This is a genomic window from Gordonia sp. OPL2 (assembly GCF_003797825.1).
Classification (GTDB): Bacteria; Actinomycetota; Actinomycetes; order Mycobacteriales; family Mycobacteriaceae; genus Gordonia.
This window is the reverse complement of sequence record NZ_RKME01000008.1, coordinates 1-21,195: the sequence shown is the minus strand read 5'-3', so window position 1 is coordinate 21,195 and position 21,195 is coordinate 1. Positions and strand designations below refer to the sequence as shown.

Sequence of the window (21,195 nt, the reverse complement as noted above, 5' to 3'; positions counted from 1 at the left end):
CCCGCGAATGTCTCGAAATCCGCCGAAACGGACGAAAGCCCCAGCGCGACAGTCCAACCTGTCGCGTTGTCCGCACCGCGTGACAAGCACCTCCATCAGATCGACTTCGTCCGGTTGGTCACGTTTGCCGGGGTGATCGCCGATCATGTGATCCTCGGTATCGCGACGCCGACGAACGTGGCCGCCGGAGGTGTGGGAATCTTCCTGCGCTACACCAGATACTCCTTCTTCGCGCTGACCGGATTCGTCTTGACCTACCAGTACCGTCATCGCGAGTTGCGGCCGGTGCAGTTCTGGCGACGACGCTACACATTGATCGGACTCCCCTTCGTGGTCTGGAGCCTGTTCTACTGGGTGTACGGCCGATACGAGGGTGGCGGCTTCGGCGGACTACGTGACCTCGTCGACTCGGTGTCCGACGTCGGACTGTCGGCCAAGAGCATCGCGTACGACCTCATCACCGGGAACGCCTGGTATCACCTGTATTTCTTGTCGGTGAGCATGCAGATCTATGCGGTCTTCCCGGCGATGCTGTGGCTGCTTCGCAAGACGTGGGGCGCCCACCGGTATCTACTCACGGCGAGTTTCGCGATCCAGATGACGTTGCTGTACATCATGGTTCATCCACCGCTGCCGTTTCTGACCCACGGCCCGCAGGAGGTACTGATGCGGCACCTGGTGGTCACCATCCTGCCCTACCAGTTCTTCATCCTGGCCGGCGGCGTCGCGGCCATGCATTACGAAGCCTTCCAGGCCTTCATGATCCGATGGCGGTGGACCTTCCTCACCCTTGGCACCGCGGTCATCACCGGCACCCTGGTGTACTACCTGCACGACGTCGACAGCGGGGAACCGATCGTCCGAGCCACCAATGTCTTCATGGCACACAACTCCTTTGCCTACGTCGCAATCATCCTGATGTTGTACTCGCTGGGCACGATGTGGCAGGACCGCCGACGACCCGGCTCCATCGCCGACACCGTGATGAGGACCGCGGCCGACCGCTCCTTCGGCATCTACCTCGCGCACGCCTTGGCTCTCGCCGAACTCGAACCGACCATTCACCAACACCTCGACTCCTCGCCCGGCCTGCTGATCGTCGTCTCGTTCGTGGCCACCGTCGCGCTCACGGTGTTCGTCGTCGAGGTGCTGCGACGCAGCCCGATCAGCCTCATCACGACGGGCCGCAGCACCATCGACTGGCGATCACAGAATCCGGTGCATTCCGTCCTGACCGGTATGGCGGCAGTGGCCATCGGCATCATCGTCCGCGACGCGATGGGCGTACCGGCGGGCGATCTGCTCGCCGCCGCGGGCGCACTGCTGATCGTGTCGGCGGGAGTGGTCGCCGCCAAGCAGTGGACGCATCGCGATCAACCGCTCTATGCCGAGGAGATCGTCTGACCCCGCGAGGTCGTCGGTCGGCGCGCTGTCAGCGCAGGGCAGCCAGCACCAGGCGGGCCATACCCGCTTTGCCCGACGGCGTCGGGTGATACGGGATGGGCAGCTCGAATCCGTTCAGCCAGGGATCGGAGGAGCAGACCGTGTGCGCGGCACCGGCCTTCGACGCCCGCACGAGGCGCGCTCCCCCACGTTCGGCGGCGCGGGCGGTCGCCGCGGCCAGTCCGTCGAAGACGCGCGCGGTCTGTGCGGCCTGCGGTGCGGTCAGCGGCAGCTTGGCACACAGCGGATGTCCCGGCTCCAGGACCGGCGGGTAGTCGACGAGGAGCACACGGGCACGAGGCGCGCGGACATGCACGGCGATGATCAGTTCGGTGAGAGACTCCTGCACGCGCCCGAAATCGTCGGCGTCGGGTTCGGACCGCACGACGTGTTTCTTCTCGCACCGTTGGGTGGAATGTGTGGCCGCGGTGAGCGAATTGGCGCAACTGATCGCTGTCAGGCGACCGATGTAGTCGATGTCGTTGCCACCGACGGTGATCGTGACGAGCCCGGTATCGGGGGTGACAGCAGCGATCTGTGGGACCCGACCGCTCGGCGGTTGGGGCTTGCTCAGCACGTTGGCGGTGGTCGCGCTCGAACACGAAGCGTCGGTCAGGCGGAGGCCGGCCGCCCTCGCGACCTGGTGGGGATAGTTGTCGGACGTACGCAGGCACGGCAGGTTCTGCACCGATGCGGCGTCGGGACCAGCGGCGTAGGAACTGCCCAGTGCCACATACTTTTTGCCCGCCATGGCGGATATGCCCGACTTGGGACTGCCGTGTGCCTGCGCAGGTGGGCTGGCCATCTCGGTGGCCGCCGTCCCGGGGATCACCACCGCCGCGACCGCGGCACCGGAAGCGACAATGGTCGCGAATCGGGAGAGCAACGCTCGACGCATGCCACGAAGTCTCACATATCCCAGACACCGATCAGCGCCCGGGCACGCGTTGCGATCGCCACACCGCGCGCCGCACCGGTGTTCCTCTGACCGAACGTATATCCGCGAAACCGGCGAGCCCGACCCGCCGAGCGGTTAGGGTCGGCGACCACACAGGTGAGACCTACGCATGGGGGCGAGTCGGGGATGTCTGGCGATCTGATGATGCGCGCTCTACCTCGTCTGCGGACCCGCCGACGACTCCGTCTCACGATCGCGGTGGCGGTGATCGCCGTCACTCTCGCCGCAGCGTTCGCGGTACCCGCGCAGGCGGCCACCCACTACTTTCCCGACATCTCCGAGAAGTCGGTCGCCGAGGCGGACTGTGCGTCCGACGTGCTGCGCGAGAAGGGCCTGCAGGGCGACGTCAGTGCCGAGGACCGCAATTCGGGACGCAGTCGGCTCGGCTACCGCTGCAACATGTCCGCGCTGGGTCATGTCCGGGCGTCGGGCGGTGGGATCGTGTCGGCGACCTTCGATCACTGCAGCTACACCGGCAGCCTCTTCCCCGGGACCAATCTGGTGCCACAGCCCGGCGTGCAGGTCGTCGACGTCGCGAACCCGCGGTCGCCTCGAGTCGTCGGTTCTCTCGCCGAACCCGCGATGCGCGGCGGTACCTGGGAGACCCTGAAGGTCAACAAGCAACGCAAGCTCCTCGCGGCGACGTCGGTGCCCTTGTTGTGGGGTGGCGGGTTCTTCTCCGTCTACGACATCTCCGACTGCGAGCACCCCAAGCTGCTCAATCGCGGTCCGGGAACTGCGACCCCGCTGCCGTTCACGTCTCATGAGGGCGGGTTCTCGCCCGACGGACGCACCTACTGGGCCTCGGGCATCTTCCCCGGGCATCTCACCGCCATCGACATCGCTGATCCCGCAGCGCCACGGGTGATCTGGCAAGGTCTGCACAGCTTCCTCGGTCACGGATTCGGTATCACCCCGGACGGCAACCGGATGTATCTGTCGAACGCGGCGGGAGTGACCGTGCTCGACATCAGCGCGGTGCAGCGCCGGGCGCCCTACCCACAGGTGCCGCACGTCGCGGCTTACCTCTGGCCGGATGGCCAGGTCAACCAGCACACGATCCCGGTGACCTACGGTGGGCGTCCACACATCGTGACCATCGATGAACTGGGCTCGGGCGGCGTCAAATTCTTCGACGTGACCTCGGTGAACAAGCCGCGGTATGTCGCACAGATCAAACTCGAGATCAACCTGCCCCGCAACCTCGACACCAACCTGCGGTCGTCGATGGGCGGCAGCGTGTTCAGCAGCAACCCGCACTACTGTGCCGTCGACCGTCCGACGAATCCCACCGCCCTGGCTTGTTCGTGGGAGTCGTCCGGAATACGCGTCTTCGACATCCGCGACACCACGAAGATCAGGGAGATCGGCTACTTCAACCCGCCCGCGCAGAAGAACGCGACCGTCGCCGACCTGCCGAATTCTCCGCACGTGTTGGCATCGGTCTCGGGCGTGCCGGCCGTCGAGTTCCTCAGCTTCGGGATGGCGGTCCTCAACGGCAGGGTCTCGCTCGCCGACACGATCGGACCGCGCACCGGCATGGTGGTCGGCGGTGACATGGCCACCGACTGGTGCCTGTCCCCACCGGAGTGGCGCGGCAATCAACTCTGGACCACCTGCGCCGACGGCGGCTTCTACGCGCTGCAGTTGAGTCCGAAGGTGTATACGCCGCCCGCCGACCAGGACTCGCACATCGGATGAACGCGGGCTGGGTACGGATCGTCGGTTCGCTGGGCATCGCTACACTGCTGCTCGCGGTGGGCGTTGCCGGCGGCGTGTTCTGGCAGAGCCAGCGAGATGACGCCGGACAGCGCGTGACACCCAGCATCACCGATGTCGGTTTCGCACAGGACATGTCGGCACACCACGATCAGGCGATCCTGATGTCGAACAGCCTGCCCACCGACGTCGGTCCCGAGATCCGCGGACTGGCAGCGCGGATGGTCGCCGCCCAGACCGCGGAGGTGGCGACGCTACGGGGCTGGTTGACGTGGTTCTCCGAACCGGTCACCGCCGATCGGCCGATGGCCTGGATGGCCGGGCACGCGTCAGGCCATCGAGGCCATGCGGATGGCTCGTCGGCGTCGGATCAGCCGCCGATGCCGGGTCTCGCGAGCACCGCCGACCTCAACCGACTCGCCGAATCCCGCGGACACGATGCGGAGATCATCTTCCTCCAGCTGATGATCCGCCATCACCGCGGCGGTATGACGATGGCGACGGCAGCCTTCAACGATCCCCGGGCCAGTTCGGCGACCAAACAGATGGCCCTGACGATGCTCGGTGAACAAGGCGACGAGATCGGCCAGATGTCGCTGCTGCTGCGGGCGCGGGACGCCGCGCCCCTTCCCGCATAAGGCTCGGCGCCGGCGTCAGAAGATGTCGGGTAGATCCGTCGACACGCGGTCGGTGAAGGCGGCGGGGCGCTTCTCCAGGAAGGACGTCACGCCCTCGGCCACGTCCGCCATCGTCCCGCGATAGAAGATCGCCTTGGAGTCGGCCTCGTGCGCCACCCACGGGCTCGGCGCCCCGGCCATGCGCCACAACAACTGTCGGGTGAGAGCCACCGACACAGGAGCCGTTGTCGACGTCAGCTCACGCGCGACCGAGATCGCCGTCGACAGCACTTCGTCCTTCGGCACGACCTGCTGCACGAGCCCACGGTCGTGTGCCTCCGCGACAGGAACCATCTTCGCTCCCATCGCCCACTGCAGCGCCGTCGGCAGTCCGACCAGCTTGGGCAGAAACCACGACGACGCCGCCTCCGGCACCAGTCCGCGCTGCGCGAAGACGAAGCCGAACTTCGCATCCTCCGAGGCGATCCGGACGTCGGCGGGCAACGTCATGGTGACGCCCACGCCCGCGGCCGCACCGTTGATCGCCATCACGACCGGTTTGAGCGACGCGAAGATCCGCAGCGTGACCTGACCACCCATGTCCCGCGGGATCTCCCCGGGCTCCTGCTGGTCGAGCTCGAAGGTGGTCGCACCCCCGCCGAGGTCGGCGCCTGCGCAGAAGGCGCGGCCGGTGCCGGTGATCACGACCGCACGGATCGAGTCGTCGCCGTCGGTCTCGTCGAAGACGGCCTGGATCTCCTCGCCCATCTGGTGGGTGAAGGCGTTCAGCCGGTCGGGACGGTTCAGCCGGATGATCGCGACGTCGTCGTCGCGTTCGAGAACGATGTGCTTGTCGTCGGTCTGCTGGGTGAGAGAGGTCACCGATCCAACCTACTCGATGACCGAGCGAACGTTCGTGAAGGCGTCGAAATCCCGAGACGGAGATACCCCGAAAGACGCGAATCCACCTTGCAATCGAAGCAAGGTGGATTCGCGTTTTTCGGGGTATCTGGACTGGCTAGGCGGTTTCGCCCTTACTGTCGCCGGCACCGGTCAGTTCGGCCGGTGCGTCGGGCAGCTCACGCGGCTTCTCCGAACCGGAGAAGACGAATCGCGCGTCCTCACCGTCGTCGTCGCCGTCCCAGCCCTCGACGTCGACCAGGACGATCTGGCCGGCGTTGAGCTCGTTGAAGAGGATCTTCTCCGACAGCTGATCCTCGATCTCACGCTGGATGGTGCGACGCAACGGACGGGCACCGAGCACGGGATCGAATCCACGACGGGCGAGGAGCTTCTTCGCCTTGTCGGTGAGCTCGATGGCCATGTCCTTGTTCTTCAGCTGCGTCTCGACGCGGTTGATCATGAGATCGACCATCTCGATGATCTCCTGCTGGGTGAGCTGGTGGAACACGATGACGTCGTCGATGCGGTTGAGGAACTCGGGCCGGAAGTGCTTCTTCAGCTCGTCGTTGACCTTCTGCTTCATCCGCTCGTACTGCGACCCCTCGCTGCCGCCCTGGGTGAAGCCCAGGCCGACGGCCTTCGAGATGTCACCGGTACCGAGGTTCGAGGTGAAGATCAGCACGGTGTTCTTGAAGTCGACCGTGCGGCCCTGACCATCGGTGAGACGGCCGTCCTCCAACACCTGCAGCAGCGTGTTGTAGATCTCCGAGTGCGCCTTCTCGATCTCGTCGAACAGGACCACCGAGAACGGCTTACGACGCACCTTCTCGGTGAGCTGACCGCCCTCTTCGTAGCCGACGTATCCGGGAGGAGCACCGAACAGCCGCGACGCGGTGAAGCGGTCGTGGAACTCGCCCATGTCGATCTGGATGAGTGCGTCGTCCTCGCCGAACAGGAAGTTCGCCAGGGCCTTCGACAGCTCGGTCTTACCGACACCGGACGGGCCGGCGAAGATGAACGAGCCCGACGGACGCTTCGGATCCTTCAGACCGGCGCGTGTACGACGAATCGCCTTGGACACGGCCTTGACGGCGTCCTCCTGGCCGATGATCCGCTTGTGCAGCTCGTCCTCCATGCGGAGCAGACGGGTGGTCTCCTCCTCGGTGAGCTTGAACACGGGGATACCGGTCCAGTTGCCCAGCACCTCGGCGATCTGCTCGTCGTCGACCTCGGCCACGACGTCCATGTCACCACTGCGCCATTGCTTTTCACGCTCGGCCCGCTCGGCGACGAGTTGCTTCTCCTTGTCGCGGAGGTTGGCGGCCTTCTCGAAGTCCTGCGCGTCGATCGCGGACTCCTTCTCCTTGCGCGCATCGGCGATCCGCTCGTCGAACTCACGCAGGTCCGGCGGTGCGGTCATCCGGCGGATACGCATGCGCGCACCGGCCTCGTCGATCAGGTCGATCGCCTTGTCCGGCAGGAACCGGTCGTTGATGTAGCGGTCGGCCAGCGTGGCCGCGGCGACGAGCGCACCGTCGGTGATGGAGACCCGGTGGTGGCTCTCGTAGCGGTCGCGCAGGCCCTTGAGGATCTCGATGGTGTGCTCGACGGACGGCTCACCGACCTGCACCGGCTGGAACCGGCGCTCGAGTGCGGCATCCTTCTCGATGTATTTGCGGTACTCGTCGAGGGTGGTCGCACCGATGGTCTGCAGCTCGCCGCGGGCCAGCTTCGGCTTCAGGATCGACGCGGCGTCGATCGCGCCCTCGGCCGCTCCCGCGCCGACCAGCGTGTGCAGCTCGTCGATGAACAGGATGATGTCGCCGCGGGTGTTGATCTCTTTGAGCACCTTCTTCAGGCGCTCCTCGAAATCACCGCGGTAGCGGCTGCCGGCGACCAGCGACCCGAGGTCGAGCGTGTAGAGCTGCTTGTCCTTGAGCGTCTCGGGCACCTGGCCGTTGACGATCGCCTGGGCCAGCCCCTCGACGACGGCGGTCTTGCCGACGCCGGGCTCACCGATCAGCACCGGATTGTTCTTGGTGCGGCGGGACAGCACCTGCATGACCCGCTCGATCTCCTTCTCGCGCCCGATGACCGGGTCGAGTTTGGCCTCGGCGGCCGCGGCCGTCAGGTTGCGGCCGAACTGATCGAGGACCAGCGAGGTCGACGGGGTGCCCGTCTCGCTGCTGCGTCCGCCGGTGCCGGCCTCCTGCGGCTCCTTGCCCTGGTAGCCCGAGAGCAGCTGGATGACCTGCTGACGGACGCGGTTGAGGTCGGCGCCCAGCTTGACCAGTACCTGGGCGGCGACGCCCTCACCCTCGCGGATGAGTCCCAGGAGGATGTGCTCGGTGCCGATGTAGTTGTGGCCGAGCTGCAGCGCCTCACGCAGCGAGAGCTCGAGGACCTTCTTGGCGCGCGGCGTGAACGGGATGTGACCCGACGGCGCCTGCTGACCCTGGCCGATGATCTCCTCGACCTGGCTGCGGACGCCCTCGAGCGAGATGCCCAGGGACTCGAGAGCCTTGGCGGCGACGCCCTCACCCTCGTGGATCAGACCCAGGAGGATGTGCTCGGTGCCGATGTAGTTGTGATTGAGCATCCGCGCTTCTTCTTGCGCCAGGACGACGACCCGACGTGCGCGGTCGGTGAACCGTTCGAACATTGTTCTCCCTCACATAGCTTGCGCCCCGGCCGTCGGTGACCACAGCGGCGACAAATGCGGCGGTGTCGATAGAGACCACCAGCTTGAGTTCAGTCTAGTGGTCGCTGTGCGTGCAGCTACAGTTAACGTCGCTCCAGGGACATTTCTGTTACTGCTTCGGCGGGGATCTGCGCAGTACAACCATGCACGTGGGGGCTGTGTTCCATGGCCGCTACGCCGACAGCGAACGGGCGTGAAGAAGACCTCCGCGCGGGCGTCCTCGGCCGACACCGGTGCACTGCAGGACCGCTGCGGGACCGCGAGCCGCCGACGACGCGCGTGATCCGGCCCCACCCGCGGGTTCCGAGCAGGTCAGCCGGAGCGCGGGTCGCAGTTCGCCGATCCGCTCCGGAAACGGACATTCCGAGTAATCTCCCACAAATGGATGACGGCGCTGCACCTCATTCCGAACCGCTGTCCGAACCGCCCGCCGAAACACACCCCGAGGCTGCTCGGGGTACGACGAACCGGGTCGTCTTCGGCACGTCGGCGGCCATCGTGCTCGCCTTCGCGATCTGGGCACTCGCCGCGCCGGAGGCCGCCGAGACCGTCATCGGCGACGTCCGGGATTTCATCACACAGTGGTTCGGCTGGTGGTACTTCATCCTCGCGACCGGGATCGTCGCCCTGGTCGTCTTCCTGGGCGTCAGCCGATACGGCCGCTATCGCCTCGGGCCCGAGGAATCGCGGCCCGAGTACAGCCTCTTCACCTGGACCGCGATGCTCTTCGCCGCCGGCATCGGCATCGACCTCATGTTCTTCTCGGTCGCCGAACCGGTCACGCATTTCCTCACGCCACCGGTGGGACCCGCGGAGACCAACGAGGCCGCCCGGGAGGCGGTCACCTGGACGGTGTTCCACTACGGCGTCACCGGATGGGCGATGTACGCCCTGATGGGCGGCGCTCTGGCCTACTTCGCGTTCCGCCACAATCTGCCGCTGACGATCCGCGCGGCCCTCTATCCGATCTTCGGCAAACGCGTCGAGGGACGCTGGGGTGATGCCATCGACGTGGCCGCCGTGCTCGGCACCATCTTCGGGATCGCAACGTCCCTCGGGATCGGGGTCGTGCAGCTCAACTTCGGACTCAACGAGATCTTCGGCATTCCGCAGGGGAAGGCCGCTCAGATCGGACTGATCGTGCTGTCGGTGGTGATCGCGACGGCGTCGGCGACCTCCGGCGTCGACAAGGGCATCCGACGGCTCTCCGAACTCAATGTAGTGCTCGCGATCCTCCTGCTCGTCTACATCCTCGTCGCGGGTCGTTCCGACTTCCTGCTCAACGGTCTGGCGCAGAACACCGGCGACTACATCTCGACCTTCCTCGACCGCACCCTGGACACGTTCGCCTGGGATCAGATCAACCCACCGCCGGGCAACGACGCCACTGCGTTCGTCGACGGGTGGACCCTGTTCTTCTGGGCGTGGTGGGTGGCGTGGGCGCCGTTCGTCGGGCTGTTCCTGGCCCGCATCTCGCGCGGCCGCACGTTGCGTCAGTTCGTGTTCGGCGTGCTCGTCGTCCCGTTCAGCTTCATCCTGCTGTGGATCTCGATCTTCGGGAACAGCGCGCTCGAGGTCGCGCGCGGCGATGCGACGTTCGCCGAGGTCACCGCCTCGACACCGGAGGCGGGCTTCTACACGCTCCTCGAGCAGTATCCGGGCGCGCCGCTGCTCATCGGGGTCGCGACCATCACCGGGCTGCTGTTCTACGTGACCAGCGCCGACTCCGGTTCACTCGTGATGGGCAACTTCACCTCCCGACTCCCGGACCCGATGGCCGACTGTGCGCGTTCGCTGCGCATCTTCTGGTCCCTCGCCATCGGCCTGCTGACCTTGTCGATGCTGTTCGCCGGTGGCGCCGACGGATCGATCCTCACCCTGCAGGCGGCGACGGTGATCATGGGTCTGCCGTTCTCGTTCGTCCTCGCCCTCATCGGTGTCTCACTGCTGCGTTCGGTCCGCAACGAGTCCTACAAGACCGACAGCTATCGGACGACCCTGCCGAAGGTCATCGCCGCCGGACGTGGCCCCGCCGAGCACGGCAGCTGGCGACAGCGACTGCTCGGCACCCTGCGTTACCCGGGTCCCGCCGCGACCGATCGGTTCATCACGCGAACGATCCTCCCGGCGATGCGCGAGGTGGCGGGTGAGTTCGCGAAGGAGGGCATCACCGCGACGGTCGACGAGTCGGCCAGCAACGAGGGTCTCCCCTCGCCCCGGCTCATCGTCGACCTCGCCCACGAGCCCCGGTTCGACTACTGCGTGTGGCCGGTGTCGGCGCCGACACCGACCTACGCGGTGCTGTCGCAGCGTTCCGATGATCGGTACTTCCGGTGCGAGGTCTACCTGTCGGAGGGGTCGCAGGGCTACTCGCTCAACGGGTACGGCAAGGAGCAGATCATCGGCGACGTCCTCGACCAGTACGAGCGGCATCTCGGTTACCTGCACTTGCGTCGGTCCGCGAACGGTCATCAGACGACGGATACCGTGGCCGATGTCCCCGACAGCGATCCCGAAGGAACCCCGGCCCCATGACCGACACCCTGTTCATCGACGGCGCCTGGCGAGGTGCTGCGTCCGGCGACACACGGGAGATCCGTTGTCCCGCAGACAACTCCCCGGTTGCCGTGGTGTCCGAGGCCGGCGCCGACGACACCGAGGCCGCAATCGCGGCCGCGCGAAACGCGTTCGATGCGGGCGTATGGCGCGCGACACCGGCCGCCGAGCGCGGTGACCTGCTGCTGCGGGTGGCCGACCAGATCGACGCCCGCCGCGACGAGTTCGTCCGTGCCGAGACCCTCGACACCGGGAAACGGCCCTACGAGTCCGATCTCGACATGACCGACATCGCCAACTGTTTCCGCTACTTCGGCAAGCTGGCCGCCGACGACGCCGGGCGGGTCGTCGACGCCGGCTCCCCCGACGTCGACTCCCGCATCGTCTACGAGCCGGTCGGCGTGTGCGGCATGATCACTCCGTGGAATTATCCACTGCTGCAGGCGGCCTGGAAGATCGCACCCGCGCTCGCCGCCGGGAACACCTTCGTCCTCAAACCCGCCGAACTCACCCCGCACACGTCGATCCTGATCATGCGGGTGCTCGACGACCTCGGTCTCCCGCCGGGCGTCGCGAACCTGATCACCGGCGCGGGTGCCACGGCCGGCGCGCCGCTCTCGTCGCATCCCGACGTCGACCTGGTGTCGTTCACCGGCGGCCTGGCGACCGGAAAGGTCATCGCCCGCGAGGCCGCCGCGACCGTCAAGAAGGTCGCCCTCGAGCTGGGTGGGAAGAATCCCAACGTCATCTTCGCCGACGCGTGCGACACCGACGACCGTCTCGCCGCCGCCGTCGACAACGCGCTCAACGCCGCGTTCCTGCACTCGGGCCAAGTATGTTCGGCGGGTGCACGACTCGTCGTCGAGGAGTCGGCACACGACCGTTTCGTCGACGAACTCGTGCGCCGCGCCGAGCAGATTCGCCTGGGTCTCCCGTTCGCCGACGGCACCGAGACCGGACCGCTCATCTCGAAGGCGCACCGCGACAAGGTCCACGCCTACGTCGAGCAGGCGCGCAGCGACGGCGCCACCATCCGCACCGGCGGCCGATTCGCCACCGGCGACCAGGGTTCGGGCGATCTCGACGACGGCTGGTTCTATCTGCCGACCGTGATCGACGACGCCGACAGGTCGATGGCGTGCGTCCACGACGAGGCATTCGGCCCGACCGTCACCGTCGAGACGTTCACCACCGAGGACGAGGCGGTGACCATCGCCAATGACACCGAGTACGGGCTCGCCGGGGCCGTGTGGTCGTCGGATGCAGCCCGCGCGCGGCGCGTCGCCGCCCGTCTGCGGCACGGGACGGTGTGGGTCAACGACTTCGGACCGTATCTCCCCCAAGCCGAGTGGGGCGGGTTCGGACACTCGGGCGTCGGCCGCGAACTCGGCCCGTCGGGACTCGACGAGTATCGCGAGGCCAAGCATGTGTACGAGAACCTCCGACCGGCAGTGACCGGTTGGTTCGTCGATCGAGGAGGACAGGCGTGAGCGACACCTTCGACTACGTGGTCGTCGGAGGCGGCTCGGCCGGTGCCGCGGTGGCTTCCCGGCTGTCCGAGAATCCCGACGTCACAGTCTGTCTGCTCGAGGCCGGTCCGTCGGATGTCGGCGACGACGCCATCTTGCAACTCGACCGGTGGATGGAGCTCCTCGAGTCGGGATACGACTGGGACTACCCGATCGAACCGCAGGAGAACGGCAACGACTTCATGCGGCATGCGCGCGCGAAGGTGTTGGGCGGGTGCAGTTCCCACAACAGCTGTATCGCGTTCTGGGCGCCGCGCGAGGATCTCGACGATTGGGAGCGCGTCCACGGATGCACCGGTTGGGGTTCGGAGTCGGTGTACCGACTGTATCCGCAGATCGAGACCAACGACGCACCTGGCGAGCATCATGGTCGCAGCGGCCCGGTCCACCTGATGACGGTGCCGCCGAACGATCCGTGCGGGGTCGCGGTACTCGACGCGTGCGAGTCCGTCGGCATCCCCCGCACTGAGTTCAACACCGGGACCACAGTGATCAACGGCGCCAACTTCTTCCAGATCAATCGCCGACCGGATGGGGTCCGGTCCTCCTCGTCGGTGAGTTATCTGCATCCGATCCTGGACCGCCCGAACCTCACGATCCGCACCGGCGCCTGGGCAAAGCGGATCGTCATCGAGCGCACGTCGGCGGGACTGCGCGCCGTCGGCGTCGACATCACCGACAACGCCTTCGGCAGGACGACCACGGTACATGCCGACCGCGAGGTGATCGTCTCGACCGGAGCGATCGACACCCCGAAGTTGTTGATGCTGTCCGGGATCGGCCCCACCGTGCATCTCCGCGAACACGGCCTCGACGTCCTCGTCGACTCGCCCGGCGTCGGCGCGAACCTGCAGGACCACCCCGAGGGGGTGATCGGTTTCGAGACCACCCGGCCGATGATCCGGGAGTCCACACAGTGGTGGGAGGCGGGAATCTTCACGACCACCACCGACGGGCTCGACCGGCCCGACCTGATGATGCACTACGGCAGTGTCCCGTTCGACATGCACACGCTGCGGCAGGGCTACCCCACCAGCGAGAACACCTTCTGCCTCACGCCCAACGTCACCCACGCCCGATCCCGCGGGACGGTACGTCTGAGGTCCCGCGATTTCCGCGACAAGCCACGTGTCGACCCCCGCTACTTCACCGATCCCGACGGTCATGACATGCGGGTGATGATCGCGGGAATCCGCAAGGCACGCGAGATCGCCGCCGCGGCGCCGCTCACGGAATGGGTTGCCCGAGAACTGTATCCCGGTCCCGACGCGGTGTCCGACAACGACCTCGCCGATTACATCCGCCGCACCCACAACACCGTCTATCACCCGGTGGGAACCGTCCGGATGGGCCCGGCCGACGACGCGATGTCGCCGCTCGACCCGGAACTACGGGTGAAGGGCGTGGACGGCTTGCGCGTCGCCGACGCCTCGGTGTTCCCCGCACACACGACGGTCAACCCCAACATCACCGTGATGCTGGTCGGCGAGCGGTGCGCCGAACTCGTCGCCGCGGAGAGGGACTGATGTCAGGAGCGCAGATCTCGACGCCCGAGTCGGCGTGGCCGGCGATACCGGTCGAGGAGTGGTCCCAGACGCGGGACACCCTCCAACTGATGACGCAGATCGTGGGTAAGGTCCGGATGGCCAACACCGCGCTCATGAGTCACTGGTGGAACGTCGTCCTGTACGTCTCGAGTCGCGGACTGACCACCGGCCTCGTCCCGTATGGCAGTCGTGGTTTCACGATCGACCTCGACTTCGTCGACCACCGTCTGGTCATCACCACCACCGACGGCCGGGAGCGCTCCCTGCCGCTGCGCGAACGCCCGATCGCCGACTTCTATCGCGATGTCATGGACATGCTCGACGAGCTGGGTCTGCAGACGGACATCTGGACCATGCCGGTCGAGATACCCGACGCCATCCCGTTCGACGCCGACCGCGATCACGTCGCCTACGACGCCGACGCGGTGCACCGGTTCTGGCTCGCCCTTGTTCAGATGAATCGCGTCTTCGACGAGTTCCGATCGTGCTATGTCGGCAAGGTGAGTCCATCCCACTTCTTCTGGGGTGCCTGCGATCTCGCCGTCACCCGTTTCTCGGGTCGATCCGCACCGAAGCATCCCGGTGGAGCGCCCAACTGCGGTCCGCACGTGATGTGGGAGGCGTATTCGCACGAGGTCAGCAGCGCCGGATACTGGCCAGGCCCGGACGGCGAGGGCAGCTTCTACTCGTACGCGTATCCCGAACCCGACGGGTTCCGTGCGGCTCGGGTCGGCCCCGACGCCGCATCCTTCGACGAGTCGCTCGGCGAGTTCCTGCTGCCGTACACGGCCGTTCGCGAGGCCGCCGACCCCGATGCCCTGCTCCTCGAGTTCCTGCAGAGCACCTACGTGGCGGCCGCCGACGCCGGCGGCTGGGATCGATCCGCGCTCGAACGGTGACCGCGGACGACGAAGCGGGCCTTGTCCGACTTGCTACAGTGAGCCGGTCCCGGCAGGGGAATCCGGTGAGAATCCGGAACTGACGCGCAACGGTATGGGTGTCCCCGAGTCCGAATGCCTCCGGGATGCGGTGTCTCGACGAGCCGAACCCTGTCCACGGGCCCCGCGCACGGGCCCCTGAAGAAGGCAGCTGCCGTGCCCCGCTGGTCCAAGGTCGTCCCCGCCATCGCCTGTTCGATGCAGTTGCTCCTGACCGGATGCGGCGCCTCGGACGACTCCACAAGTACTCCGAGCACACCCGATCTCGAGGCCACCGGTGCGACGACCTACCCTCTGACGATCGAGAACTGCGGCGAGAAGGTCACCTTCGACGGGCCTCCGCAACGCACCGTGTCGCTCTACCAGAGTTCCACCGAGATCCTGTTGTCACTCGGCCTCCAGGACAGGATGGTCGGGACGTCCACCTGGTTCGACCCGGTTCTTCCCCAGCTGGCCGCGGCGAACGCACAGGTGCCGAGGCTGGCAGACAACGACCCGTCGCTGGAGACGGTGCTCGCCACCGATCCCGATCTGGTGACGTCGGCGAGCGCACATACGTTCACTCCCGGTGTCGTCGCCGATCGCGCGCCATTCGCACAGCTGGGAGTACCGACCTACCAGTCGCCGTCGGTGTGTGTCGATGCCACGGTCGACGGCGAGACGGTGACCCGCACCGCGCCGCTGACCATCGACACCCTGTATCAGGAGATCCGGGAACTCGCCGCCATCTTCGATGTCCGCGATCGTGGCGCCGCTCTGGTTTCCGAGCTGCGGGGTCGGATGGATGCGGCGACCGCGCAGGCCGCAGAGGCGGTGCCCGACGGGCAGTCCCCGACGATCGCGTTCTGGTTCTCCGGTATCGACACCCCGTACATGGCCGGATGTTGTTCCGCTCCAGGGCTGTACGCGAACGAGACCGGTACCACCAACGTGTTCGCCGATGCTCGGGAGGACTGGCCGGAGGTGAGCTGGGAATCGGTCGCCGACCGCAATCCGTCTGTCCTCGTGCTGGGCGACCTCAGCCGCAAGCGCATCGAGGGAGATTCGCTGGACACGAAGAAGGCGTTCTTGGCCTCGAACCCGGTGACGAGTCGGCTCGATGCCGTCCGTGGTCAGCGATACGTGGTGCTCAGCGGTTCCGAACTCGATCCCGGCATCCGGGAAGTCGATGCAGTGGAAAAGCTGGCGGCAGGGTTGCAGTCATTCGGTCAGTGACGCGAACGTGACCCGGCCGTCCGGGTACTCACCGCCCGCCGATAGTTGATCTGCGGGATCCCGTCGTCGACGGTGACCTGTGCCCGAACCGAATACACGTGCTCGACGAGTTCCTCGGTGATCACGGCCGCCGGAATGCCCATCGCCACAACCGATCCTCGGTCCAGGACGACGACGCGATCGCAGAACATCGCCGCGAGATTGAGGTCGTGCAGGGCCACGTAGCTGGTCATCGGCAACGCGGAGACCAGCGCCAGCAACTCGAGTTGATGAGAGATGTCGAGATGATTCGTCGGCTCGTCGAGAAGCAGTTCGTCGGGTTCCTGAGCCAGTGCACGAGCGATCTGCACGCGTTGGCGCTCGCCGCCGGACAGCGTGTGCCACCGACGATGTCGATGGTCGAGCATGCCGGTGTGGCGCAGCGCCTGCTCGATCGCCGAGGCGTCGGCGGCGTCATCGCCACCGAATGTCCCGCGATGCGGAATCCTGCCCAGGCGGACGACATCGGTGACCGTGATGTCCACCTCGGTGTCGACCTGCTGCTCGACGGTCGCGACGCGCCGTGCGATCTGACGCCGACGGAGGGAACGGATGTCGGTGTCGTTCAGCAACACGTGGCCGGAGTCCGGCCGGTGAACGCCGGCGAGGACGCCGAGGAGCGACGACTTGCCCGACCCGTTCGGGCCGAGAAGTCCGATGGTCTCGCCGGGATGCGGCTCGACGGTCACCCCGTCGAGGACCAGGCTCCCGCCTCGGCTCCAGCCGATGTGCTTGGCGTGCAGAGGCATCAGCAGTACCTCCGACCACGATCGGTCACGGGGTACCTCGCATCCGGAAGAGGATCAGGGCGAACGCCGGAACCCCGACCAGTGCTGTCACCACACCGACCGGGATCTCCTGCGGCGCGAACAGCGTCCGGGCCACTGCGTCGACCCACACCATGAAGATCGCACCGATCAGTGCGGTCGCAGGCAGCAGCCGACCGTGGCGCGGGCCGACGAGGAACCGAGCCGCATGCGGCAGGACCAGTCCGACGAATCCGATGGCGCCCGCCGCGCTCACCAGCGACGCGGTGATCAGCGCCGTCACCGTCAGCAGCACGATCCGAATCCGTCGGACCGACACGCCCAGCGACGCCGCTGCCGAGTTGCCGAATGTGAACGCGTCCAACGACGACGACACGGCCAGGCACACGACGATGCCGAAGAGCGTGACGGCCCCGCAGAGTACGACGTCGGTCCAGTCGGCGCCGCTGAGTGAACCGAGTAGCCAGAACAAGACACCACGAGTCTGCTCGGCGTCGGCCGACGACATCACGATGAACGACGTGAGCGCGGAGAACAGCTGTGTCCCTGCGACTCCCGCGAGGATGACCTTCGCGGTTCCACCACCCGCACCGGCGGCCAGCGCGATGACCGCCACGAAGGCCACCACTGCACCGACGAAGGCGCCGGTGGACAACGAGAGCAGACCACCACCGACGCCGAGCACCGCGACCGACACGGCGCCGGTCGAGGCACCCGAGGAGATACCGAGCACGAACGGATCGGCCAGCGGGTTGCGCAGAAGCGACTGCATGATCGCACCACAGAGGGCGAGTCCCGCACCACACACGGCGGCGAGCAACGTCCGAGGTAGTCGCAACTCCCAGACGATGCCGTCCTGCAGACGGGTCAATCCCGAGTTCCCGATCCCCCAGTGGTCGAGAATCGCCGCATACACGTCCCGCACAGACAGGTTCGCGGGCCCGATGGTGACGGTCACCGCGATCGACAGCACCAGCACGACCATCCCGCCGACGAGGGTTCCGGCGAGGACGGTCGTCGATTCGGTCAGCGGTCTGCGCCCTCGTGCCGCCCCAGGCGATCCGGTCGAGGCATCTGATTCGGCTACGGGCGCGTTCATGATTGCGGCGTGGCTAGATTCCACTTCTGGAGTGCGGCGGAGACCTTTTCCACACCGTCGACGGTACGGATGGTCGGATTCATGTCCGCGCCATTGACGATGATGTAGCGCTTCTCGCGCACAGCCTGCATCTGGGAGGTGACCGGATTGGACTCGAGGAACGCGATCTTGCTCTCGAGTGCATCGCCGTCGATGCTTCGTCGGCTCAGGTCCGCCATCACGATGGCCGTCGGATTTCGGTCGGCGACCGTCTCCCACGTCACCTGCGGCCACTCGTCGGTGGTGTCGGCGAAGACGTTCGTCGCGCCGACCGCCTTCGTGATCGCGCCGGACGAGCCGCAACACCCGGCCATGTACGGGGTGTTGGTGTCGGCGAACCAGTACGCCAGCGACACTCCCTTCGCATCGGTCGAGCCCGACGCCTTCGCGTAGCGGTCCTGCAACTCGCCGACGAACTTCTCACCGCGGTCACGGACATCGAAGATCGCAGCGAGATCCCGGATCTCCTGATACACGCTGTCCATGCTGTAGGGCGTTGTGCGCGCACCATCGGCATTGGACGCCGACGACACCTGGCCCGAGCACCCGTTGTCGGTGGGCGAGAGATAGGTCGGCAGACCGAGTTTCTCGTACTGGTCCCGCCCGGCCGTCCCGCCGTCGCCGATGGACGAGCCGAACGAAGCGGTGACGAAGTCCGGCTCCGCGTTCAGAACGGTCTCGAGGGACGGCTTCGTGTCGGCAAGGCGAGGCACCGATGCGTTGGCGGCGGCGAGGTTCTCCCGCACCGGGTCGGTCCAGGTCGCGGTGCCCACCATCCGGTCGGCGAGTCCGAGAGACAAGAGGATCTCGGTGGACGCCTGATTGAGCGATACCACCCGCTCCGGCGGGCCATCGACGGTGACGGTGCGCCCACAGTTCTCGATACTCAGCGGATAGCCACCGGCACCCGCACCGGCCGACGACCCGTCGTCGGAGTCGGAGTCCGTACTGCCGCATCCGGAGAACACGAGCGCCGAGGCGGCGAGGACGATGGCGCAGCGGGTCGCTGACATGCGCATAAGTGCAGAACTTTCTGGTCATGAGCTCACTCGCGGAGCCCAGGTGAACCTGACCCGATCGATCCAGTAATCGGACTCGCCCCCTGCCCGAACCAGGGCAGAGCACTCACCGTTGCGCGTCAGTTCCGGATTCGCACCGGATTCCCTCGACGATCGGTGCCGCAGAGCGGCCGCCGTCACCTTACCGCGCACCGGTCGCGTCCAGATTGCCCGGATCGGGCTGCATCGCCACGCGAGGCCGTGCGCCCCTCGCTCACCCCACGAACGAGTCGATGATCCGGTCGAGCACGACGAGTACCTCGGCGGTGGCGGCATCCTTGTCGTCGGCCGCCGCCACATACAGCGCCGACTCGTCGAGCGCCCCGATCGCGACGTGAGCGATCGGACGCACCGGCTGGTCCTCGATCTGGCCGACCGCGATCGCCGCCTGCAGGATGCCTTCGATGAGGGCGAATCCGAACTCCTCACCACGGGCCCGCCACTCGCTCCACCCGAGGACCGACGGCGCGTCGACCAACGAGATCTGATGCAGGGCCGGGTCGGTCACGCGCTCCAGGAACACGCGGACTCCGGCCTTGAGTGCCGCGACCGGATCGGTGAGTGCGAGCTCGCCGACTCGATCAGCGATCTCCGCCGTGATGTCCTGCTCGACGTGGTCGTAGACCGCGGTGAACAGACCCTTCTTGTCGTCGAATTGGTGATAGAGCGCGCCGCGCGTCACCCCGGCGGCGTCGACGATGGCCTGCGTCCCGACGGCGGCGTAGCCGTGCTCACCGAAGAGGGTGCGGCCCGCACCGATGAGCGCTGACCGGGTGGCGGCGGTCCGTTCCGCCTGCGTACGACGATTGACTTTCATACAGGTTGCACGTAACTTTCATACCAAGTGTTCGTAAGTTGACGATCAGCCTAATCGAAAGGCCACGTGACCATGACCGCGACGATCACGACCATCACACTCCCCTCCGGCACCATCGAGTACGCGACCTACGGACCGGAGGACTCGGACCACCCACCGGTCGTCTTCGTACACGGCGTCGCGGTCGACCACCGCCTGTGGCAACCCGTCGCCGAACTGCTGGCCGACGCCGGATATCGCTGTTACGCACCGACACTCCCGTTGGGATCGCATCACATCCCCTGGGGTTCCCAGGCCGACCGCAGCCCGCGCGGCGCGGCGACCCTCGTGCGTGAGTTCGTCGCGGAACTGAATCTCTCCGACGCGACGTTGGTGGCCAACGACACCGGCGGCGCGGTCACCCAATTCGCGCTCGACGCCGACCCCGAGTTCGTCCGTGCGCTCGTCTTCACCAACTGCGATGCGTTCGACCTGTTCCCACCGCAGCCGTTCCGGTTGCTGTTCGCGCTACTGCGTCAGCGCCCTCTGCTCAAGCCGCTGATCGAATCCATGCGATTCCGCGCTCTGCGGCATTCGCCGCTCGGCGTCGGTCTCCTGCTCGCCCACCCCGACCCCGACCTCACCTGGTCGGTGTTTCAGCCACTGCGCACCGACGCCCGGATTCGTGACGACCTCATCGCCTTTCTGAAGAAGATCGATCCCGCCGAACTGGCCGCGGTCACGCCTCGGATGTCGCGGGTGACGCTCCCGGTGACGATGGTCTGGGGCGCCGACGACCGCTGCTTCACCCCCGAGCACGGGCGTCGGTTCGCCGCCGTCTTCGGCGACTCGCGTTTCATCGACGTTCCGGGCGCACGCACCTTCGTCTCGCTGGACGAGCCGGCCGCGGTCGCCGACGCGATCGTGGCGGCGTCGACCCGGGTGTGACCCTTCGAGCCACTTCGCCGGCGCTTCGTTCCGCACGTCCACACCACAGAACAGACGAACCCTTCGTGACGCCTCGCTCGTTCCTCGCGAGGCTCCTCAGGGACCGGTGTAAGTGATCCCTGAGGAGCGAGCTTGCGAGCGTCACCCACCAGGTGGTCCCTGAGGAGCGAGCTTGCGAGCGTCACCCACCAGGTGGTCCCTGATCCGAAGAGTTCGGTGAGGTGAGTTGGGTAGCTGACCCCCTGGGGCATGCTGGAATGGGGTCGGTGGTTGCGACCCTGGTTGGCCGGTGTTTGGTTAGGCGACGTCTCGGGGTTCGATGG

General features: G+C 66.5%; 16 protein-coding genes and 2 riboswitches. Of the genes, 9 read left to right on the top strand and 7 right to left on the bottom strand.

Features of this window, described 5'->3' with window-relative positions; all coding sequences use genetic code 11:
* Nucleotides 1-66: 66 nt before the first annotated feature.
* Nucleotides 67-1,404 carry an acyltransferase gene (locus tag EEB19_RS10430; protein ID WP_262365565.1) on the top strand — a complete coding sequence of 446 codons (1,338 nt, stop codon included), beginning with the start codon at nucleotides 67-69 and terminating at the stop codon, nucleotides 1,402-1,404.
* A 28-nt stretch (nucleotides 1,405-1,432) separates the two neighbouring features.
* Here the strand turns inward: EEB19_RS10430 and EEB19_RS10425 are convergent, their stop codons facing one another.
* The gene (locus EEB19_RS10425) at nucleotides 1,433-2,341 is read right to left on the bottom strand and encodes an SGNH/GDSL hydrolase family protein (RefSeq protein WP_187585889.1); all 909 of its coding nucleotides are present in this window, start codon (nucleotides 2,339-2,341) and stop codon (nucleotides 1,433-1,435) included.
* A gap of 204 nt (nucleotides 2,342-2,545) precedes the next feature.
* Here EEB19_RS10425 and EEB19_RS10420 point away from each other — a divergent pair, with 204 nt between their 5' ends.
* Nucleotides 2,546-4,102: an LVIVD repeat-containing protein gene (locus EEB19_RS10420; RefSeq protein WP_187586147.1), complete on the top strand. Its 1,557-nt coding sequence runs from the start codon at nucleotides 2,546-2,548 to the stop codon at nucleotides 4,100-4,102.
* Nucleotides 4,099-4,758 (top strand): DUF305 domain-containing protein, encoded by a 660-nt coding sequence (locus EEB19_RS10415; protein ID WP_187585887.1) that lies wholly within the window; start codon nucleotides 4,099-4,101, stop codon nucleotides 4,756-4,758. The genes EEB19_RS10420 and EEB19_RS10415 overlap by 4 nt, the downstream gene beginning before the upstream one ends.
* Nucleotides 4,759-4,773: 15 nt before the next feature.
* Here the strand turns inward: EEB19_RS10415 and EEB19_RS10410 are convergent, their stop codons facing one another.
* Nucleotides 4,774-5,619, bottom strand: coding sequence for an enoyl-CoA hydratase-related protein (locus EEB19_RS10410; protein ID WP_187585885.1), 846 nt, complete (start codon nucleotides 5,617-5,619; stop codon nucleotides 4,774-4,776).
* A 136-nt stretch (nucleotides 5,620-5,755) separates the two neighbouring features.
* A complete protein-coding gene (locus EEB19_RS10405; RefSeq protein WP_187585883.1) occupies nucleotides 5,756-8,302 on the bottom strand; it encodes an ATP-dependent Clp protease ATP-binding subunit in 2,547 nt (848 codons plus the stop codon).
* A 420-nt stretch (nucleotides 8,303-8,722) separates the two neighbouring features.
* Between EEB19_RS10405 and betT the strand changes: the two genes are divergently transcribed.
* From betT to EEB19_RS10380, 5 genes are all read left to right on the top strand, one after another.
* Nucleotides 8,723-10,876: a choline BCCT transporter BetT gene (gene betT / locus EEB19_RS10400; RefSeq protein ID WP_187585881.1), complete on the top strand. Its 2,154-nt coding sequence runs from the start codon at nucleotides 8,723-8,725 to the stop codon at nucleotides 10,874-10,876.
* Entirely contained in the window at nucleotides 10,873-12,387 is a 1,515-nt protein-coding gene (locus EEB19_RS10395; RefSeq protein WP_187585879.1) for an aldehyde dehydrogenase family protein, read from the top strand. The genes betT and EEB19_RS10395 overlap by 4 nt, the downstream gene beginning before the upstream one ends.
* On the top strand, nucleotides 12,384-13,952 hold the full coding sequence (locus EEB19_RS10390) for a GMC family oxidoreductase (protein WP_187585877.1): 1,569 nt from the start codon (nucleotides 12,384-12,386) through the stop codon (nucleotides 13,950-13,952). The genes EEB19_RS10395 and EEB19_RS10390 overlap by 4 nt, the downstream gene beginning before the upstream one ends.
* Complete coding sequence (locus EEB19_RS10385) at nucleotides 13,952-14,872, top strand: DUF5996 family protein (protein WP_187585875.1); 921 nt, start codon at nucleotides 13,952-13,954, stop codon at nucleotides 14,870-14,872. The genes EEB19_RS10390 and EEB19_RS10385 overlap by 1 nt, the downstream gene beginning before the upstream one ends.
* Before the next feature lie 32 nt (nucleotides 14,873-14,904).
* A riboswitch (cobalamin riboswitch) is annotated at nucleotides 14,905-15,013 on the top strand.
* A gap of 54 nt (nucleotides 15,014-15,067) precedes the next feature.
* Nucleotides 15,068-16,126 (top strand): ABC transporter substrate-binding protein, encoded by a 1,059-nt coding sequence (locus EEB19_RS10380; RefSeq protein ID WP_262365564.1) that lies wholly within the window; start codon nucleotides 15,068-15,070, stop codon nucleotides 16,124-16,126.
* Here the strand turns inward: EEB19_RS10380 and EEB19_RS10375 are convergent.
* The 4 genes from EEB19_RS10375 to EEB19_RS10360 all read right to left on the bottom strand — a co-directional run bounded on the left by EEB19_RS10375 (nucleotide 16,120) and on the right by EEB19_RS10360 (nucleotide 19,945).
* Nucleotides 16,120-16,914, bottom strand: coding sequence for an ABC transporter ATP-binding protein (locus tag EEB19_RS10375; RefSeq protein WP_187585873.1), 795 nt, complete (start codon nucleotides 16,912-16,914; stop codon nucleotides 16,120-16,122). The genes EEB19_RS10380 and EEB19_RS10375 overlap by 7 nt on opposite strands.
* A gap of 25 nt (nucleotides 16,915-16,939) precedes the next feature.
* Complete coding sequence (locus tag EEB19_RS10370; RefSeq protein WP_187586143.1) at nucleotides 16,940-17,917, bottom strand: iron ABC transporter permease; 978 nt, start codon at nucleotides 17,915-17,917, stop codon at nucleotides 16,940-16,942.
* Between the two features lie 110 nt (nucleotides 17,918-18,027).
* Nucleotides 18,028-19,089, bottom strand: a complete 1,062-nt coding sequence (locus EEB19_RS10365; RefSeq protein ID WP_187585871.1) for an ABC transporter substrate-binding protein — start codon at nucleotides 19,087-19,089, stop codon at nucleotides 18,028-18,030.
* A 66-nt stretch (nucleotides 19,090-19,155) separates the two neighbouring features.
* Nucleotides 19,156-19,234, bottom strand: a riboswitch (cobalamin riboswitch).
* Nucleotides 19,235-19,342: 108 nt separating this feature from the next.
* Nucleotides 19,343-19,945: a TetR/AcrR family transcriptional regulator gene (locus tag EEB19_RS10360; RefSeq protein ID WP_187585869.1), complete on the bottom strand. Its 603-nt coding sequence runs from the start codon at nucleotides 19,943-19,945 to the stop codon at nucleotides 19,343-19,345.
* Nucleotides 19,946-20,017: 72 nt separating this feature from the next.
* Here EEB19_RS10360 and EEB19_RS10355 point away from each other — a divergent pair, with 72 nt between their 5' ends.
* A complete protein-coding gene (locus tag EEB19_RS10355; RefSeq protein WP_187585867.1) occupies nucleotides 20,018-20,872 on the top strand; it encodes an alpha/beta fold hydrolase in 855 nt (284 codons plus the stop codon).
* The last annotated feature ends 323 nt before the right edge of the window (nucleotides 20,873-21,195 follow it).

What these genes read in the sequence shown, in the direction of transcription:
- EEB19_RS10415 (WP_187585887.1), top strand. Translation starts at nt 4,099, where the DNA reads ATGAACGCGGGCTGGGTACGGATCGTCGGTTCGCTGGGCATCGCTACA.
- EEB19_RS10365 (WP_187585871.1), bottom strand. Translation starts at nt 19,089, where the DNA reads ATGCGCATGTCAGCGACCCGCTGCGCCATCGTCCTCGCCGCCTCGGCG.
- EEB19_RS10355 (WP_187585867.1), top strand. Translation starts at nt 20,018, where the DNA reads ATGACCGCGACGATCACGACCATCACACTCCCCTCCGGCACCATCGAG.
- EEB19_RS10370 (WP_187586143.1), bottom strand. Translation starts at nt 17,917, where the DNA reads ATGGTCGTGCTGGTGCTGTCGATCGCGGTGACCGTCACCATCGGGCCC.
- EEB19_RS10395 (WP_187585879.1), top strand. Translation starts at nt 10,873, where the DNA reads ATGACCGACACCCTGTTCATCGACGGCGCCTGGCGAGGTGCTGCGTCC.
- EEB19_RS10385 (WP_187585875.1), top strand. Translation starts at nt 13,952, where the DNA reads ATGTCAGGAGCGCAGATCTCGACGCCCGAGTCGGCGTGGCCGGCGATA.
- EEB19_RS10360 (WP_187585869.1), bottom strand. Translation starts at nt 19,945, where the DNA reads ATGAAAGTCAATCGTCGTACGCAGGCGGAACGGACCGCCGCCACCCGG.
- EEB19_RS10375 (WP_187585873.1), bottom strand. Translation starts at nt 16,914, where the DNA reads ATGCCTCTGCACGCCAAGCACATCGGCTGGAGCCGAGGCGGGAGCCTG.
- EEB19_RS10425 (WP_187585889.1), bottom strand. Translation starts at nt 2,341, where the DNA reads ATGCGTCGAGCGTTGCTCTCCCGATTCGCGACCATTGTCGCTTCCGGT.
- betT (WP_187585881.1), top strand. Translation starts at nt 8,723, where the DNA reads ATGGATGACGGCGCTGCACCTCATTCCGAACCGCTGTCCGAACCGCCC.
- EEB19_RS10420 (WP_187586147.1), top strand. Translation starts at nt 2,546, where the DNA reads ATGCGCGCTCTACCTCGTCTGCGGACCCGCCGACGACTCCGTCTCACG.
- EEB19_RS10405 (WP_187585883.1), bottom strand. Translation starts at nt 8,302, where the DNA reads ATGTTCGAACGGTTCACCGACCGCGCACGTCGGGTCGTCGTCCTGGCG.